The following is an 18,502-nucleotide window of genomic DNA, read 5'->3' on the forward strand; positions in this document are numbered from 1 at the left end:
TTGACGGATATTTCGGCTTTCTCATAGAATGAAAGTTTTTGTTTAATGAAAATTAATTTAAAACTTTATTCCTTGCTGAAATTCTAACAGAAAATTAAAATCAGTGCAATGGAAACAAAAACCATCGTTTGTTTGGCCTGTTCCTTCAAAGGCAGTGATTTCATCACCGAATTCGCCAAAAATGGCGACAGGATTTTGCTCATCACTTCCGCACATTTGCGCGAAAAGCCTTGGCCTTGGCACGCCATCGCAGATGTGTTTTATATGGAGGAAACCGAGCCGTGGAAGTGGAATCTACAGCATTTGGTGGAAGGTTTTGCGCATTTGCTTCGGCGGGAAAAGGTGGAAGCCATCATTGCGCTGGATGATTATGATGTGGAAAAAGCCGCGAAACTTCGGGAAGTTTTCCGCATTTCTGGGATGGGACAGAGCACGCACCGGAACTTCCGCGATAAACTGGCAATGCGGATGAAGGCGCTGGACGAAGGCATACCTGTGCCGGAATTTACCGCCGTTTTCAACGATGATGCGGTGAATGATTTTGCCGAGAAAATCCCTGCACCCTGGGTTCTGAAACCACGCTCAGAAGCTTCTGCGATGGGCATCCGGAAAATCCATTCCAAAGAGGAACTTTGGCAGGCAATCAACGAGCTGGGCAACCAGAGGCACCTCTTCCTGCTGGAAGCCTTCAAACCGGGCGATGTTTTCCACACGGATTCTCTGGTTTACAAAAACCGCGTGGCTTTCCTGTGCGCTTCGCAGTACGGCGAGCCACCGATGCAGGTTTCGCACAACGGCGGAATCTTCCAGACGAGGACTTTAGACAAAAAAACCGATGAATACAAGGCGCTGGAAAAACTTAACGCCAAAGTTCTAAAAGCCTTCGGGCTGAAGCACGGCGCCGCACACACGGAATTCATCCGAAATAAAGAAAACGGCGAGTGGTATTTCTTGGAAACTTCGTCCAGAGTTGGCGGCGCACACATTGCCGATATGGTGGAAGCGGCTACGGAAGTGAACATCTGGGCAGAATGGGCGCGAATTGAACAAGCCGTGCTGCACGGCGAAAGGTACAAACTGAAAAAGCCAAAGCCAAAACCGGCAGGGCTTACCGTGGCGCTTTCATCGCAGCAGAAGCAGGATTATTCCCGGTTTTCCCAGGATAATATTTTGAAAACCATTGAGCTGGATTATCATTTTGTCATCGTTCATCAGGCGGCAAATGATGAAGATTTGGCAAAATCAATGGATGATGCCGCGGCGAAAATTTCGCAATCCACACTTAGCGTGATGCCGGCGAAAACCGGCGGAAGAACCTAACCCTAAAAATCAGGTATGCCAAAAATAGAATTTACAGATTATTACTCTCACAAGCTTGGGCTAAATGTTCAGGTGGAAATTACAGGCCACTATGGTTTCCCAGTCCTGATGTTCCCAACTTCCCAAGGTTCGTTTTTGCAGAATAGGGATTTCGGGCTGAACGGAAGCCTGCATCACTGGACGGAAAACGGACGGCTGAAACTCTTCAATGTGCAAACCATTGACAAACTGAGCTTTTACGACCGCACAATTCCTGCCTGGAAGAAAATCCGGAACCACGAGCTTTGGATACAGTTTCTCGCGCAAGAATATGTGCCCTACCTGATGCATACGCACGGCGTTTCGCGCATTGCAGTTGCCGGCGCAAGTTTCGGCGGGTATCACGCCGCAGATTTTGCCTTTCGTTTTCCAGGGATGGTTTCGCACCTGTTCTGCCTTTCCGGCGCGTTCAACATTCGAAGCTTTATGGATGGCTATGATGATGCGCTGGTTTATATGAACTGCCCCAATGAATTCGTGAAAAACGATGAAGCTTGGAAATACAAGCATATGCACATCGTGCTTTCCACGTCAGACTGGGACATCTGCCTGGAACCAACGAGGGAAATGGCAGGAATCCTCCGCAGCAAAGGCATCAACCATTGGTATGACGAGAAAAAATGGATAAGGCACGACTGGCCTCTTTGGCGACTGGCTTTGCCGGAATATGTGGCGGCGCTTTTTTAACAAATTAACAAAAAACAAATGATATGAAAAAAATCGGCATCCTTTTCGGAATGGAAGACACCTTTCCGTGGGCATTTATCGACAAAGTAAACGAGCTGGGCAACGGTGAATTTGTGGCTGAGCCTGTGATGATACACCGCGTGGAACAGGGTGCTGCAACGGATTACGCCGTAATTATCGACAGGATTTCTCAGGATGTGCCCTTCTACCGTGCCTACCTGAAAAACGCAGCAATGAACGGCACCTGCATCATCAACAATCCTTTCTGGTGGTCTGCAGATGAGAAGTTTTTCAACAATGCCCTGATGACCAAAATCGGGATTCCATTGCCGAAAACCGTAATCCTGCCAACCTATGAAAGGCCGGCGAACACGAAGGAAACCTCGTTCCGCAATATGTACTTCCCGCACGATTGGGATTACATCTTCGATTATGTGGGCTTCCCGGCATTTATGAAGCCGCACGATGGCGGTGGCTGGCGTGATGTGTACAAAGTGCATAATGCGGATGAGCTTTTCGATGCGCACTCGAAATCTCATACTTTGGTGATGATGCTTCAGGAAAATATTGAATTTGAAGATTATTACCGCGTGTACTGCCTCGGCAGAAAATATGTGCACATAATGCCGTACGAGCCGAGAAACCCGCACCATCTCAGGTACGCCACCACGCACAAAACCGAGGGCGAAGCAAGGAAGAAACTGCTGAAAACCATCGAGGATTATACCCTGAAAATCAACAAGGCATTGGGATACGATTTCAACACGGTGGAATTTGCGGTAAGGGACGGTATACCGTACGCCATCGATTTCTGCAACCCTGCACCAGATGCAGATCGGAATTCCGTGGGCGAAGAAAATTTCCAGTGGGTTGTAGAGCACGCCGCAAAGCTTGCCATCGAAAAGGCGAGAGAATTTGAGCCAGGGAAAATAAAAATCGACTGGGGAGAATTCGTTCGGGATTCGATGAGTGAGAAAGATGAGGACAAGGTTAAGGTTGAGGTTGATGTTAAGGCTAAGAAAAAGTAGGTGAAATTTTTATCCTTTAAAATTCCTTAACTTACTGATTATCATTATTTTATCTAATCCCAAAAACATTGTGCGATGAGCAAATTTACCATCGGTATCGAAGAAGAATACCAAATCATCGACAAAGAAACCCGTGATTTGGTATCGCATGTTTCAAAGATTTTGGACAGCGGAAGCTGCGTCATCAAGGAAAACCTAAAAAACGAGATGCACGAATCCGTAATAGAGATGGAAACCTGCATCTGCAAAGACATTTCGCAAGCAAGGCAGGAACTGACCGACCTGCGTACAAAGCTTGTGCACACAGCGCACGAGCAAGGCCTGAGAGTTTCCGGCGGAGGGACGCATCCGTTTTCGCACTGGCGTGAAATCAACATTACGGCTGGTGAGCGCTACACGAAAATCGTGAGCGACCTTGGCGATGTAGCACGCTCTAACCTGATTTTCGGGCTGCATGTCCACATCGGATTGCCAAACCCAAAGGATGGCATTAAAATCCAAAATGAAATACGCACATTTCTGCCGCTGATCTACGCACTTTCCACCAACTCACCGTTTTGGATTGGGCGGAAAACCGGCTTCAAATCTTACCGCCACCACATCTTCACCAAATTCCCAAGAACTGGAATTCCGGAATATTTCGACACCAACGAAGATTACCTGGAATACATAGACCTGCTGGTAAAGGCCGGCACGATAGACAACGCGAAGAAAATCTGGTGGGACCTCAGGGTGCACCCCTTCTACCCTACCATAGAATTCCGCATCTGCGATATGCCACTGAAAATAGAGGAAACGGTGTGCATAGCCGCAATAATGCAGGCACTGGTTGCCAAAACCTGCCAGCTTCACGCCGAAGGAAAATCCCTTCCGATAATCCGCAAGATGAACATCACCGAAAATAAATGGCGGGCTGCAAAAATGGGCGCCGAAGCAGAATTCATTAACTTTGAAACCAAGGAAATCTACCCGCTAGAAAAGCACCTGGAAGAATTGCTGAGACTGATAGACGATCAGCTGGATGAGCTGGGAAGCCGGGAAGCCGTGGAATATGTGTGGGAAATAATGAAGAACGGCACCGGTGCAGACAGGCAGCTGAAAATCTACGAAGAAACCGGCGACCTTGCCAAGGTGGTAGATTATATGATTGCGGAAACGGAATACGGCATTACGCACACGAACACTTACGATTTTGCAGAATGAAAGAAATCAGAATCGCTGTACTCGATATGAACAACGGGAAGGAAAACCAGGGCTTCCCAAACATCTTAGAAATATGTGAAAATTTCCGGAACAATGCTGGCAGCGTAAGCATAGAGACCTTCGATGTAAGGCAGAAGGACGAGATACCGAAGGTTGAAGATTACGACATCTTCATCTCTTCCGGCGGACCGGGAACACCAGAAAGAGAAGGCCACAGCTGGGAACAGAAGTGGACGGATTTTCTGGACGGCGTCTGGAATTTTAACAAAAAAAACTGCGACAAGAAATACCTCTTCCTGATATGCCATTCGTTTCAGCTGGCGGCCATCCATTGGAAGCTGGGCACGGTAAACCGCCGGAAATCCTACTCCTTCGGCGTGATGCCCATCCACAAAACGGAGGCCGGCGAAAAGGAATTCCTTTTCCACAAGCTGAACGAGCCGTTCTATGGCGTGGATTCCAGGCAGTACCAATTCATCCAACCAGATCATGAAAGGCTTGAAAAACTCGGGATGAAAATAGTGGCGATAGAAAAGGAGAGGCCGCATATTGAGCTGGAAAGAGCAGTGATGGCGATACGCTATTCGCCGGAAATATTCGGGACGCAGTTTCATCCGGAGGCCAATCCTGATGGGATGCTGCGCAATCTGGAAGAAGAGAAAAACCGCGATGCGATGATACGGGATTATGGCGAACAGAAGTACATCGATACAATAAAGCAGCTGGCTGACGAAGATAAAATTTCGCTGACGAGGAGCCAAATACTGCCGGCATTTTTGTGGATGGCAGCGCACCAGATGAGAATTTACGATTTAATTTGCACCGATGATTAAAGAATACAGAGCGCGCTTCAACTCGGAATATTCGCCGCAAAAGTTTCAGGAAATGATGGGCATCATCCAGGAAAATGCCGGTTTTTCGCCGGAATTTAAAATTTCAGAAACGCCTGTTTTCCTGCCGAAAGAATTTTTCGGGAAAATTACTGAGGCTTGCGAAAGCATCATCGCACAAATCCGTGAAATTCCGGAAAGCGAACTGCAGAAGGCCATCCCGGAAAATTGCAGAGTACCGAACGATGGCACGCAGCCGCATTTTATCGCCATAGATTTTGGGATTTGCAAAAACGAAGGCGGCGAATTGGTACCGCAACTTATTGAGCTTCAGGCTTTTCCGTCGCTTTTCGGTTATCAGTATTTTTACCGTTTGGCGATGAATGAGGTGTATCCCTTCACCAATGATTTCCACAAATTTTGGACGCCGGAAGAATACCGCGAGGTTTTGCGGGAACTCATCATAGGCGATGAAAATCCTGAAAATGTGGTGCTGCTGGAAATTTTCCCGGAAAAGCAGAAAACGAGGATAGACTTCGTTTTCACGGAAAAAATCCTGGGCATAAAAACCGTGTGCCTTACCAGGGTGAAAAAACGCGGCAAGGAAATTTTCTATGAAAACGAGCGCGGAGAACTCGTGAAAATCAAGCGGATCTATAACCGCATAATTTTCGATGAACTACTGAAAATCAATGACTTAGAAACGGAATTCAATTTCTGCGACGATGTGGATGCAGAGTGGATTACGCACCCTAATTGGTTTTTCAAGATTTCGAAATTCATCCTGCCAAAACTGCGGCACCAGTACATCCCGCAAAGTTTCTATCTTTCGGATTTCCCTGAAAATGAAGAACTTAGCCACTTCGTTCTGAAGCCACTGTTTTCTTTTGCAGGGCAAGGCGTAAACCTTCACCCTACGAAAAACGACCTTGAAAAAATCAGTGACAGGGCCAGCTGGATAATGCAGCGGAAGGTGCAGTTTGAGCCGGTTTTCGAAGATGTGAACGGAGAATTTTCCAAGGCGGAAATCCGGATGCTCTACATCTGGAAGGATGGCGAAGAGCCAACTTTTATGACGAATCTTGTGCGGATGACCAAGTCGGAATTTGCAAATGTGGATTTCAACCGCAAACCGGAAATCTGGACGGGCAGCTCCATCGCATTCTTCCCGAAAGATTAAATTTGCAGGAAAAACCGCGCTTGAATTACCAGTCGGAATTTCGTAAATTTCTCACAAGCCAATATTTGTACAGTGGCGTACGCATTGCCTTTGCAGTGCTGCTTCCCGCCATTTTTTTGTATCAGGTAGGCCTGCTGAAAGCGTGGTTCCTCTTCCCTTTGGCCACAAGTTTCGTAGCCAATGTGGATCAGCCCGGGCCGTTCATCCGCCGCAGAAATATGCTGATAATGGCTATTTTCTGCTTCGCCATCGTAGCCTCCATCACTACGGTTTTCCGGCCGTATCCCATTCTGGTAACGCTGGAAATCATCGTATTCGGCCTATTCTTCGGCATTTTGGGAATTTACGGCAACCGTTTTTCTGCAGTTGGCGGAATGTCCCTGGTTGTGATGAGCATCTTTATCGATGGGCATTTCCTCACAGATCCGGTCAGCAAAAACCTCATCATCTTCTTTCTTGGCGGCATCTGGTTTCTCATCATTTTTTTGATTTTGATGAGGGTTCAGCCGTACAAACTCATTTATCAGATGATTGGGGAAAATTACACGGAACTTGCTGATTATCTGAGACTTAAGGCTCAATTCTACCGAAAAAATGCCGACATAAAAAAATTGACGGATGAGACGATCCAGCGAAGCATCAGGATAAAAAATCATCAGGAAGATACGCGCGAAACCGTGTATAAAACGCGGCAAATCGTGCGGGAAGCTACCACCACCAGCCGCCAACTGATGATGCTTTTCCTAAATTCCATTGACCTGCACGAGAAACTCATCACCTCAGAAAACGATTACCGGCAAATTCACGAATATTTCGGCAATAAACCCATTCTGAACCAGATTCATTCATTTCTGCTGATGCTTGCCGATGAAATCAGCAATATTGGGCTGGCTTTGCAGAGCGGAAGCAAGGCGCACCGCCGCACAAACCTGGATGACGAACTGCAGCTGCTGTACGAAGAATATTTCGAAATCCGAAGCCAGGAGATGAATTCTGAAAACCTGGAAAACTTTATGGTTCTTCGCCAAATCTTGCAGAGAATCAATGAGTTAACAGAATCGGTAAACAATATTTACACGATTTACACCCAGGATTTGTCTTCAGCAAAAACGCTTTCCACAGGCCTGGATTATGAGAAATTTTTACCACAGCAGGAAAAGCTGAACACGAAAGTTTTACGGACTAATATCTCGCTGAAATCCAAGAACTTCCGCCACGCTGTAAGGCTCACCACCGCACTTTTGATTGCGTACTTCATTTCGCGGCTCAGCTTTTTTCCGCTTGGCCACGCCTACTGGATTATGATTACGGTGATTGCCATTATGCGTCCAAACTTTGCCACCACGAAACAGCGGAATTTCAAGCGGCTTTTCGGCACGGTGCTTGGTGCGCTGGCAGCCTACATTTTTCTGATGATGCCTTTCGGCACGGAAGTTCGGCTCGGCATCTTATTTTTCGCGATGATCCTCTGCTACACGCTTTTGCGCACGAGATACGATTGGGCGGTGTTTTTTATGACGGTGTATGTCTTTATGTCGTTCGATTTTCTCAACCCTGGAAATGTGAATGCCATTTTCTCCGACAGAATTTTCGATACAGCAATTGGCGCAGCCATTGCAGCGGCGGTTTCGTACTTCGTTCTGCCGATTTGGGAAGCCGGGCGAAGCACGGATTTGATGCTGAGCGCCGCGAAAAGCAACCGTGATTATTTCCAAATCGTAATTGGCAGATTTCTCGGGAACAAGCCTGCAGAACAAGATTTCCGGATGAAGCGGAAAAATGCGGTGATAGATTTGGCAAACCTATCGGACAGTTTTCGCGGGATGATTTCCGAGCCGAAAAATCGGCAGGAAAAAATGGAAACGCTGCACCAGTTTGTAACCACGGCACACCTTCTCACGGCTTACATCGCTTCGCTTTCGCAGTATGAAAATCCGGAAGATTATCACGAAATTGATGCGGAAGCCTGGAACAGAAAAATTTCAGCGGAACTGAACCGGACAATCCAACTCATTGAAAATCAAGGTTTTGAGGATGAACATATTCCAACTTCTGAGCCAGCGGATGAAGTTGAAATGCTGCTGAAAAAGCGCAAAACGGAAATTGCAAAGAACGATATTGATGACCATAGGAACATCCACCGCACCACGAAACTTACACGGCTGAAACACATCCGTGAAGTGCTAACGCTGATATATAACACAGCGAAAGAACAACGGAAAGTACTGCTAACTTACTATGAATCAAAAGGTTAGGCTTAAAACCACATTATCAAAAACCCAAACCTTGGCGGAATATTCATCGGAAAAATCTGCATCGTGTACACGGCAAGAAATCTGCATATCATCCGAAAAAGCAAACGGCCGAACTTCGTAGTGCTTCTTCAAAGACCAATGTTTGGAGTGGTGCATTTTGTACAGGCTTTCCTTCACAGACCAAACCACGGTAAGGTATTCAACTGATTGATCTTCAGGGATAAACTGCCGTTCTTCCCGCTGAACAAACTTATCCTTCACCCTGATGATTTTTGGTTTAAAGCTTTCCAAATCTATCCCGATTTTCCGCTCAGAAATAGCCAAAGCAGCAAACGGAAAAGAATGGCTGATGGAAATCTGAAACTTTCCGCTTTGAAGAAAGGGCTCATCATTTTGATAAAAAATTTTTTCTCCGGGCAGAAAATTTTGCAGAAGCTGGCGCACCATCAGCACTTCGGAAAGTTTTTTTTCCTTATAATTTTCAAAGCGGTAAAAATTTTCCGGCTCGATTAAATCAGGCGGCAATGTATCATTCTCATCAAACTTCCATACAAAAATTCTGGAATGATGGTGCGAAAACTCTCTGAAAAATGCCATTTTTTATTAGCGGAAATAAGTTGTAAATTTGCAAAAATCTGTGGAAATGCAAACGGTTTACCACATCAATATCGATAAAAAGGACGAAACTTTTCTGGAAGAATTCCTGAACAGGATGAACATCCGCTTCAGCAAAAATGGTAACGAAACCGTGGTTGCAGAAGATTCGGTGGAGTATTCCAAGGAATTTGCTGAGAAAATTCTTCAGGGCGAAAAAGAAATTCGTGAAGGAAAAGGCGTGAAAATGACGCTGGATGAATTAAAGGAATTTCTGGAATTATGAGTTTTCATATTGAATTCTCACAAGAAGCTCTTGATGAGCTGAAATTCTATAAAGATTCGGGCAATAAAAAACTTTACAAAAAAATTTTTGATTTAATATCAAGCATTTCCGAAACGCCTTTCTCCGGAATAGGAAAACCCGAGCCCTTGAAAAATAATCTGTCAGGATTTGGGTCGAGAAGAATTAATAAGGAATACCGGCTTGTTTACAAAATAAAAAACGATACGATTGAAATTTTATCAATAAAAGGACATTATACAAACTAAAATGGAAACACTTACGCAATACATCCCTTACAAAGTGAAGGATATTTCGCTGGCAGAATGGGGCCGGAAGGAAATCGAACTAGCAGAAGCGGAAATGCCAGGGCTAATGGCCATCCGTGAAGAATACGGGCCACAGCAGCCGCTGAAAGGCGCCAGAATCGCAGGCTGCCTGCATATGACCATCCAAACCGCCGTGCTCATCGAAACGCTGGTGGCTCTGGGTGCGGAAGTTACCTGGTCATCCTGCAACATTTTTTCCACGCAGGATCACGCTGCGGCAGCCATCGCAGCGGCAGGAATCCCAGTGTATGCCTGGAAAGGTATGACGGAAGAAGAATTCGACTGGTGCATAGAGCAGACGCTTTTTTTCGGCGAAGAGCGCAAGCCGCTAAATATGATCTTGGATGACGGCGGAGATTTGACGAATATGGTTTTCGACCGATATCCTGAACTGGCAAAGGAAATCCGCGGGCTTTCCGAAGAGACGACAACAGGTGTGCACAGGCTTTACGAAAGGATGCTGAACGGAACGCTGCTTGTGCCAGCGATTAATGTAAACGATTCGGTAACGAAATCGAAATTCGACAACAAATACGGTTGCCGCGAATCTGCAGTGGATGCAATCCGCCGTGCTACCGATGTGATGCTCGCCGGAAAACGCGTGGTAGTTTGCGGCTACGGTGATGTGGGCAAAGGAACGGCAGCATCTTTCCGTGGTGCAGGCTCAATAGTAACTGTTACTGAAATCGACCCAATCTGTGCCTTGCAGGCTGCAATGGAAGGTTACGAAGTGAAACGCCTGGAAACCGTGGTGGATAATGCGGATATCGTAATTACAACCACTGGAAATTTCAACATCGTTCGTGGTGAGCATTTCCAAAGAATGAAGGATAAAACGATTGTGTGCAACATCGGGCACTTTGATAATGAAATCGATATGAAGTGGCTGAATGACAACTACGGCCACACAAAAACCGAAGTAAAACCGCAGGTTGACATCTACAATGTGGAAGGCAACGACATCATCATCCTGGCTGAAGGCCGCCTTGTGAATTTGGGCTGTGCAACAGGGCACCCAAGTTTTGTGATGAGTAATTCCTTCTCGAACCAAACTCTGGCGCAGATTGAACTTTGGACAAATTCCGAAGCCTACGAAAACAAGGTGTATGTGCTGCCGAAAAAACTGGATGAAAAAGTGGCGATGCTGCACCTGAACAAAATAGGTGTGGAGCTGGAAACGCTTTCACCGGAACAGGCAAAATACATTGGCGTGGAAGTGGAAGGGCCTTTCAAACCTGAGTATTATAGGTATTAACCAAGCCTTAATTTGAACGAAAACAAATAAGTTGCCGCCTGAAAAAGCCGGCAACTTTTATTTTAAATTTGTTGAAAACCAAAGCCTTATGGAAAATTCAATCCGCGAAACGAATATTGACCGTATCAGAAAAGGCCAAGATTTACGATAGAAACCAGCATTGCGCCGAAAGATTACGAACAAATCCTGAAGGAACACCTGAGAACGGAATTTTCGGGCCAAGCGCTGCAGTGTGGACTTTCTTTATGTTTCTGTATTTCGCATTTGCCGTGCTTTGGATGGTGTTCATCACGCTTTGGTTCGTAGGCAAGCAAATCAAATCCAATGAGTATGAATGGGCTTTGCCGGCATCTTTCGGAACGCTGCTGCTGATTTTAGGCGTTTATCTTGCCGCAAGGTACGGACAGAAAAAAGCAAAACCGCAGATGGACTTGCTCCGCGGTTTTGCATTAAAATCGGTGGAAAAAATCTGATTACTTTGCAGGCATCTTACCTTCAATTTCGCTTTCTGGCGTGGTTTTGATAACGGTTGCCCTATTCTCCTGCTCCTTCAGAATTTCCGCTTTGTACGGCTGAATCTGCGCCGCTAAATCCTGCTCAGAAATATTCGTAATCTTCGGATTTTTCGCCAGCTGCTTCCAGATTTTCGGGCCGTCCCAATTGTAATCGCCGTAAACCAAAACCGGTGTACCCTTTGCAATCGGCGTATTGCCATCCTTATCCAAAATCCATTGTTCCGCGAAATCGTACATCCAAACAGCATCATTATGCAGCAACCTTAAGCACGAATGCGATGCAGGATAGCCCGGCAAATCGTATTCGTGCCAGCCGATGCCTTCCTCATTCTCAATATTAAAATTGTATGGCAGCATCCACTCATCCTTCACCGTGGATTGGTGCAGCTCCTTTTTCCAGTTGGTAAAATGCAGCCCTGCAGTCGTCGGCTTATCTTTCCTGCCCAAACTTGTAGGCCCCCATTTTTTCAAATCGCCCTTTTCGTAAACGGCGAAAGCCTGCACAGGATAAGAGAAAACCACGAATTTCGGAACATCCCGAAGAATTTCCATTTTAAACGGAAACGGTGAATATGCGCGGAAATCCTGCTCGAATTTATTGGGCACCACCAAAGTATCAGCATTGGAAATGTGCTTTTTATCCAACCTATTGATTGCCAGTATGTTATATTGCTGAAGCGTATCAAATTGCGCCTGGAAAGCCTTCATAGCAGAATCCTTTTTCCCATCAGGAAAAACGAAAATTGAATACTGCATTCCCTCCCTCGCTTTTTCCAAACTGCTGAAATCTTCGCCTTTTTCAATATTTTCAGTCTGAGATTTTCCATCGGAATTTACGCCATCCTTCTTACACTGAACCGTACTGAAAACTGCGGCTGCCATTAGAGCAACCGCCAAAACATTCCTCCTTAAAATCATTATGAAATTTTTCGGATTAATGGCAAGAATGATACCAAAAAAGGCTTTGTGAAAGGCTTATGCGAAAATTTATTCCCACTCAATTGTTGCAGGTGGCTTGCTCGAAATATCGTACGCCACACGGTTGATGCCCTTCACTTCGTTGATAATTCTGCCGGAAACTTTCTCGAGAAATTCATAAGGCAGATGGCTCCAGGTTGCCGTCATAAAGTCAATCGTGTTGGCAGCGCGAAGAACGGCGGTGTATTCGTAAGTGCGTTCATCGCCCATCACACCTACAGATTTCACGGGAAGCAGCACCACGAAAGCCTGCGAAACTTTTTCATAAAGTTCGTCGTGGTAAAGTTCTTCGATGAAAATATCGTCCGCCTCCTGAAGAATGCGCACCTTTTCGGCATCCACCTCGCCCAAAATCCTGATGCCTAAACCAGGGCCAGGAAACGGATGGCGGTAAACCAGGTGATGTGGAATGCCGAGCTCCTCCCCCACTTTTCGCACCTCATCCTTGAAGAGTTCGCGCAAAGGCTCCAGCAACTGAAGATTCATTTCCTCCGGTAAACCACCGACATTGTGATGAGATTTTATGACAGCAGAAGGCCCTTTAACAGATTGAGATTCAATGACATCTGGGTAAATTGTTCCCTGCGCTAAAAATTTGGCATCGCTGAATTTTTTGGCTTCCTCATCAAAAACGGCAACAAATTCCCGCCCTATGATTTTGCGTTTTTCTTCCGGCTCAGAAACTCCTTTTAATTTTCCTAAAAATCTTTCCTTAGCATCCACCAAATCGATATTCATATCGAAATGGCTGCCGTAATTTTCCATCACTTTCTTCGCCTCGTCTTTCCGCAAAAGCCCAGTATCAACGAAGATGCACTGCAGCTGATTTCCGATGGCGCGGTGGATGAGCACCGCAGCAACCGAAGAATCCACTCCGCCGGAAAGCCCGAGAATTACCTTGTTCTCTCCAACTTTCTCACGGATTTCCTCGATGGTTTTTTCGATGTAATTCGTTAATTGCCAATTCCTTTCCGCATCGCAAACGCCGAAGACAAAATTGGCAAGTATCTTATCACCAAACTCTGTGTGCGTAACTTCCGGATGAAACTGTATGGCGTAAATTTTCTTTGCCTCGTTGGAAATCGCGGCAATCACGCCGGATTTTGCATTCACTTCAAAACCTTCCGGCACGCTTTCCACCTCGTCAAAATGGCTCATCCAAACGGTAGGATTTTCCGGCAATCCTTCAAAAATTCTGCAGTATTTTTCGATGATCAAAGTTGAGCGGCCGTATTCCCCCTTCTCACCTTTTGCCACTTTTCCGCCGAGCAAATGGGCGGTCAGCTGCATTCCGTAGCAAATGCCAAGCACGGGAATTCCTGCTTCGAAAATTTCTTTTTCAATTAAATGGGCTTCCGCAGAATTCACCGAACTCGGTCCGCCGGAAAGTATGATGCCGGCAGGTTTTTTGGCAAGGATTTCAGGAAGCGGCGTACTGAACGGCAAGATTTCCGCATACACCTGCATTTCGCGTATCCTCCTGCCAATCAATTGGTTATACTGCGAGCCAAAATCCAGAATGATAATTCCGCCGGTCATTTTCGATATTTTTTTATAAATTTTTGATGGGTTAAAATTTAGCTATATCCTCACGGTAAAATGCATAATCAAAATGCACCGGCAGCGCATCAGCATAGACTTTCTTTCTTGCCTCATCAAAGTTTTCAGCGGTGGCTACCAAGTTGAGCACGCGGCCGCCGGTAGTATACTGACGCCCAAGCACAGACTCTGCCCCTGCGAAAAGAACCTGGCTGTGCTGCACTTTCTCCAGTCCGGTGATTTCAAAACCCGTCTCGATGGTTTGCGGATATCCTCCGGAGCACATTACCAGGCACACAGCTTTCTCATTTGAAAACCTTAGCCCAGGATCTTTACCAGCGAGGCAATCCTCTATTACATCCAGCAGATTGTTCTCCATCAGCGCCAGTAGCACCTGGGTTTCCGGATCGCCAAGGCGCATATTGTATTCCAACAAATGGCAGCCACTTGCTGTAACCATCAAACCAAAAAATATAAAACCCTGAAAATCAAGACGCTCGGACTTTAGCCCTTTCAATGTTGGCTCGAGGATATTTTTTTCAAAATCAATATAATGATCTCTCGTGAATTCAGGACTTGGCGCTGCAGTGCCCATTCCGCCTGTGTTTGGGCCTGTATTTCCTGTTCCTACTTTTTTGTAATCTTTCACGGGTATGCACGGGAAGAGCTGTTCGCCGTTTGAAAATGCTATCACTGATGCCTCAAACCCTGCCAAATAATCTTCAATAATCACCTGAATGCCGGAATCTCCGTGAATTTTCCGTATCATAAAATCGTGAAGCGTGGCTTCCGCTTCATTATGGTTTTGGCAAATTACCACACCTTTTCCGCCCGCCAGCCCGCTCGCCTTAATAACCAGGGGGTAATTTTTCGTAGCGACATAGCGTTCGGCGTTCTCGTAGGAATCAAAGACTACTGCCTGAGCAGTCTTTACATCGTAGGTCTGCATAAATTTTTTGGAAAAGGCCTTGCTGCCCTCCAGCCTCGCCGCGCGTGCCTTCGCTCCGAAAATTTTCAGCCCGTGCTCGCGGAAGTCATCAACAATCCCCGCCACCAAAGGCGCTTCTGGACCTACGATGGTGAGGTCAATCTGCTCCTTTAATGCGAAATCGCGCAGCTCCTTAATGGAATTATAGGGCAGATTCGTCCCCAGCTGCTCCGTGGTGGCATTGCCTTTCGCAAAAAAAAGTTTTGCCTGTGTATTGTCTTTTTTAATTTTAGTACCAATGGCAGATTCCCTGCCCCCTTCACCTACGATTAAAATTTTCATTAATGAAATTTTTTTTGATAAACGCAAAAATAAGTTTTCTGGAGTAATTTAATGTAAAAAATGCCTCATTCCCGTGAACATCATTGGGATGCCGTGCTCATTTGCCGCATCTATGGACTCCTGATCTTTCACGCTTCCGCCAGGCTGAATGATGGCCTTGATGCCGTTTTCTGCGCAGAAATCCACCACATCCCGGAACGGAAAAAACGCATCGGAAGCCAGGACTAAATCGCCGCTAAATTTTTCCTTCGCCCTTTCCACAGCTTGCTGAGCCGCCCAAATCCTATTCACCTGTCCGCCGCCAATTCCCAAAGCCTGCTTGCCGTTGGAAACCACTATCGCATTGGATTTCACATACTTAACAACTCTTTGCGCAAAAATCAGCGCAGCCTTCTGTTCATCATTCGGCGAAGATTCCGTTACGGTTTTTAGGTCGTCAGAAAACGCATTATCGCAATCCTGCACCAGCATTCCGCCATCAATTTTCACCCAGGTTTGCCGGTCAGAAACCGGATTTTTTATTTTAATGATGCGCAGATTTTTCTTCTGTTTTAAAATTTCGAGAGCATCTGCATCAAAATCCGTAGCCATCACGATTTCCAGAAAAGTTTTGTTGAGTTCCGTCGCAGTTTCTGCATCCACTTTAAAATTCATCCCGATAATTCCGCCGAAAATCGAAACCGGATCACAATCAAAAGTTTTGCGGTAAGTTTCTGCTGCTGAATTTCCAACCGCAACACCGCACGGCGTGGAATGCTTCACAGCGCAGCAAGCCATTTCATTTTTAAATTCATTCACAACCTTCCAGCACAAATCCATATCGCGTAAATTATTGAAAGACAGTTCTTTACCTCCCAAAATTTCAAAATCTTTCATTGCGCCGCTCTCAAAGGTTGAGACATAATAAGCCGCCTTCTGATGCGGATTTTCGCCGTATCTTAAGTCAGAAACTTTTTGGTAAGATGCATTCAGATACGGGGGAAATTCTTCATCCAAAAGCATTTTGGAAATGGCCGCATCATAAGCGGAAGTCAGGTTGAAAACTTTACCCGCCAAATATTTTCTCGTGCTTAATTCCGTATTTCCATTTTCGGAAATTTCTTGCTGGATTTTTGCATAATCCTCAACATCTGTAATTACCGTGACAGATTCGAAATTTTTCGCCGCAGATCTCAGCATTGATGGTCCGCCAATATCAATAAACTCTACTTTTTCTTCCAGCGAAATTTCCTTGTTTACATTTTCAAAAAACGGATAAAGATTTACAACCACCAAATCAATCAGCCCGATATTGTGCTTTTCGACGGTGTTCATATGCTCTTCGTTCGAGCGAACGGCAAGCAATCCCCCGTGAACTTTCGGGTGCAGGGTTTTTACTCTTCCGTCCAGCATTTCCGGAAATTCGGTGACTTCTTCAATCTGCACAGGATTTAGCCCAGCATCTTTCAAATGCTTAAAAGTTCCCCCAGTTGAAATTAGCAGATAATCATTATTTTCCAAAAATTTTGCAAAATCCGCAAGTCTGGTTTTATCCGAAACAGAAATCAGTGCTCTTTTTTTCATGATTAATTTTTAACTTTTCAAAACCTCATTTATCGCCTTTGGGAATATTTCATACTCAATTTGATGCACTTTTTCAGCCAAGGTTTTTGGGGTTTCATTATCTTCGATTTTAACCGATTTCTGAAGGATTATCTCGCCCTCATCGATGCCTGCAGTCACGAAATGCACTGTGGCTCCGCTTTCCTTTTCACCGGCTTGCAGAACGGCATTGTGCACATTCATCCCCCACATTCCTTTTCCTCCGAATTTCGGTAATAGTGCCGGATGAATATTGATGATTTTCCGTTCAAATTGTTCGATTACCGATTTATCTAAAATTGAAAGAAAACCCGCTAAAATTATCAAATCCGTATTTTCTGGAATTTCATCTAGAAGTTTTTGGCTAAAATCTTTTCCGCGCGGAATTAGCTTCGATTTAATCTGATGATTTTCAGCGCGTTGCAAAGCGTAGCAATCTCTGTCAGCAATTACCATCGTCACTTTTGCATCGGGAATTTCGCCCGATTCGCAGCAATCGATAATCCGCTGCAAATTCGTGCCGCTGCCAGAAACCAAAACCACGAGATTCCTCATCAGAAATTCAGAATGATTTTTTCGGCGGAATTCTTCACAACTTCGCCGATTTCATAGGCATCATCTGTCAAGTCCAGAACTTTCTTGGAATGGCTTTCATCCAAAACCACCACCATTCCTACACCCATATTAAAGGTGCCGAACATTTCTTCACGCCTGATTCCGCCGCGTTTTTCTAGTTCCTGCATAATTTTCGGCACACGGATTTTTGCCGTATCGATTTTCGCGCATAGTCCGTCCGGAATGATTCTCGGCACATTCTCAATCAAACCGCCACCAGTAATGTGCGCTATGCCGTTGATTTTCGATTCATCCATTATCTGATGAATTGAGCGCCAGTACAATTTCGTTGGCTCAAGCAAAATCTCGTAAAGCGGCTTTCCATCGAACTCTTCGTGAAAATCCGTGAAAATTTTCCGCACTAATGAATAGCCATTGCTGTGAAATCCGGAACTTGGCAGCGCAATAATCCTGTCGCCTTCGCGAATTTTCGAGCCATCAATAATCTGCTCCTTTTCCACGATGCCCACGCAAAAGCCCGCCACATCGTAATCGCCGGGTTTGTACATCCCTGGCATTTCCGCAGTTTCACCGCCAATCAGCGCACATTGGTTGTCCTTGCACGCTTCCACGATGCCCATCACAATCTGCGCCGCTACATCAGCATCCAACTTTCCGCAGGCCAAATAATCCAGGAAAAAAAGCGGTTTTGCACCGTGACAAATAATATCGTTGGCACACATTGCAAAGCAGTCAATGCCGATGGTATCGAACTTCCCAGTGTCAATCGCAATTTTCAACTTTGTGCCTACGCCATCAGTTCCGGAAACCAAAACCGGATTTTTGTAGCCACTGATCTCGTAAAACGCACCGAAACTTCCAATGCCTTTCAGCACATTTTTATTGTGCGTTTCTTCCACCGCAGCCTTTATTTTTTCCACCGTTCTGTAGCCCTCCTCCTTATCTACGCCTGCAGATTTATAGGTATTATTCATTTTATCAAAATAATAATTTTCCGCAAATTTTCTGCTGATTTGTTAATTTTAATTTTAGCAAAACTC

General features: G+C 45.5%; 18 protein-coding genes. 11 read left to right on the forward strand and 7 right to left on the reverse strand.

Translation table 11 applies throughout. The features are described from left to right. Positions 1–108: 108 nt before the first annotated feature. The 7 genes from BUB43_RS03935 to BUB43_RS03965 all read left to right on the forward strand — a co-directional run bounded on the left by BUB43_RS03935 (position 109) and on the right by BUB43_RS03965 (position 8,542). On the forward strand, positions 109–1,320 hold the full coding sequence (locus BUB43_RS03935) for an ATP-grasp domain-containing protein (RefSeq protein ID WP_073178514.1): 1,212 nt from the start codon (positions 109–111) through the stop codon (positions 1,318–1,320). A 15-nt stretch (positions 1,321–1,335) separates the two neighbouring features. Next, positions 1,336–2,046 (forward strand): alpha/beta hydrolase-fold protein, encoded by a 711-nt coding sequence (locus tag BUB43_RS03940; RefSeq protein WP_073178516.1) that lies wholly within the window; start codon positions 1,336–1,338, stop codon positions 2,044–2,046. Between the two features lie 23 nt (positions 2,047–2,069). Further along, positions 2,070–3,074, forward strand: a complete 1,005-nt coding sequence (locus BUB43_RS03945; RefSeq protein ID WP_073178517.1) for an ATP-grasp domain-containing protein — start codon at positions 2,070–2,072, stop codon at positions 3,072–3,074. 75 nt (positions 3,075–3,149) lie between these two features. Continuing rightward, the gene (locus BUB43_RS03950) at positions 3,150–4,277 is read left to right on the forward strand and encodes a carboxylate-amine ligase (RefSeq protein WP_073178519.1); all 1,128 of its coding nucleotides are present in this window, start codon (positions 3,150–3,152) and stop codon (positions 4,275–4,277) included. Then, positions 4,274–5,110 carry a type 1 glutamine amidotransferase gene (locus BUB43_RS03955; RefSeq protein ID WP_073178521.1) on the forward strand — a complete coding sequence of 279 codons (837 nt, stop codon included), beginning with the start codon at positions 4,274–4,276 and terminating at the stop codon, positions 5,108–5,110. The genes BUB43_RS03950 and BUB43_RS03955 overlap by 4 nt, the downstream gene beginning before the upstream one ends. Further along, positions 5,103–6,287, forward strand: a complete 1,185-nt coding sequence (locus BUB43_RS03960; protein WP_073178523.1) for a hypothetical protein — start codon at positions 5,103–5,105, stop codon at positions 6,285–6,287. The genes BUB43_RS03955 and BUB43_RS03960 overlap by 8 nt, the downstream gene beginning before the upstream one ends. A gap of 2 nt (positions 6,288–6,289) precedes the next feature. After that, positions 6,290–8,542 carry an FUSC family protein gene (locus BUB43_RS03965; RefSeq protein WP_260200459.1) on the forward strand — a complete coding sequence of 751 codons (2,253 nt, stop codon included), beginning with the start codon at positions 6,290–6,292 and terminating at the stop codon, positions 8,540–8,542. Here the strand turns inward: BUB43_RS03965 and BUB43_RS03970 are convergent. Beyond that, positions 8,531–9,139, reverse strand: coding sequence for a 4'-phosphopantetheinyl transferase superfamily protein (locus BUB43_RS03970; protein ID WP_073178525.1), 609 nt, complete (start codon positions 9,137–9,139; stop codon positions 8,531–8,533). The two genes, BUB43_RS03965 and BUB43_RS03970, sit on opposite strands and share 12 nt — an antisense overlap. A 46-nt stretch (positions 9,140–9,185) precedes the next feature. On the opposite strand from BUB43_RS03970, the gene BUB43_RS03975 reads away from it, so the two are divergent. The 4 genes from BUB43_RS03975 to BUB43_RS11070 all read left to right on the forward strand — a co-directional run bounded on the left by BUB43_RS03975 (position 9,186) and on the right by BUB43_RS11070 (position 11,476). After that, the gene (locus tag BUB43_RS03975) at positions 9,186–9,422 is read left to right on the forward strand and encodes a DUF2683 family protein (protein WP_073178526.1); all 237 of its coding nucleotides are present in this window, start codon (positions 9,186–9,188) and stop codon (positions 9,420–9,422) included. Beyond that, a complete protein-coding gene (locus BUB43_RS03980; RefSeq protein WP_073178528.1) occupies positions 9,419–9,688 on the forward strand; it encodes a Txe/YoeB family addiction module toxin in 270 nt (89 codons plus the stop codon). The genes BUB43_RS03975 and BUB43_RS03980 overlap by 4 nt, the downstream gene beginning before the upstream one ends. Position 9,689: 1 nt before the next feature. Then, positions 9,690–11,003 carry an adenosylhomocysteinase gene (gene ahcY / locus BUB43_RS03985; RefSeq protein WP_073178530.1) on the forward strand — a complete coding sequence of 438 codons (1,314 nt, stop codon included), beginning with the start codon at positions 9,690–9,692 and terminating at the stop codon, positions 11,001–11,003. Positions 11,004–11,119: 116 nt separating this feature from the next. Then, positions 11,120–11,476, forward strand: a complete 357-nt coding sequence (locus BUB43_RS11070) for a hypothetical protein (protein ID WP_143154023.1) — start codon at positions 11,120–11,122, stop codon at positions 11,474–11,476. Here the strand turns inward: BUB43_RS11070 and BUB43_RS03995 are convergent, their stop codons facing one another. The 6 genes from BUB43_RS03995 to purM all read right to left on the reverse strand — a co-directional run bounded on the left by BUB43_RS03995 (position 11,477) and on the right by purM (position 18,436). After that, positions 11,477–12,436: a L,D-transpeptidase gene (locus tag BUB43_RS03995; RefSeq protein ID WP_083541135.1), complete on the reverse strand. Its 960-nt coding sequence runs from the start codon at positions 12,434–12,436 to the stop codon at positions 11,477–11,479. A 69-nt stretch (positions 12,437–12,505) separates the two neighbouring features. Further along, positions 12,506–14,035, reverse strand: coding sequence for a glutamine-hydrolyzing GMP synthase (gene guaA / locus BUB43_RS04000; protein WP_073178534.1), 1,530 nt, complete (start codon positions 14,033–14,035; stop codon positions 12,506–12,508). Between the two features lie 31 nt (positions 14,036–14,066). After that, a complete protein-coding gene (gene purD / locus BUB43_RS04005) occupies positions 14,067–15,305 on the reverse strand; it encodes a phosphoribosylamine--glycine ligase (protein ID WP_073178536.1) in 1,239 nt (412 codons plus the stop codon). Positions 15,306–15,353: 48 nt separating this feature from the next. Next, a complete protein-coding gene (gene purH / locus BUB43_RS04010) occupies positions 15,354–16,868 on the reverse strand; it encodes a bifunctional phosphoribosylaminoimidazolecarboxamide formyltransferase/IMP cyclohydrolase (protein WP_185113760.1) in 1,515 nt (504 codons plus the stop codon). Between the two features lie 9 nt (positions 16,869–16,877). After that, positions 16,878–17,441, reverse strand: coding sequence for a phosphoribosylglycinamide formyltransferase (purN, locus tag BUB43_RS11355; protein ID WP_185113761.1), 564 nt, complete (start codon positions 17,439–17,441; stop codon positions 16,878–16,880). Further along, on the reverse strand, positions 17,441–18,436 hold the full coding sequence (gene purM, locus BUB43_RS04015) for a phosphoribosylformylglycinamidine cyclo-ligase (RefSeq protein ID WP_073178538.1): 996 nt from the start codon (positions 18,434–18,436) through the stop codon (positions 17,441–17,443). Before purM ends, purN begins: the two co-directional genes overlap by 1 nt. Positions 18,437–18,502: the final 66 nt, after the last annotated feature.

It is taken from the genome of Cruoricaptor ignavus (assembly GCF_900141665.1).
In the GTDB taxonomy this organism is placed as follows: Bacteria; Bacteroidota; Bacteroidia; order Flavobacteriales; family Weeksellaceae; genus Cruoricaptor; species Cruoricaptor ignavus.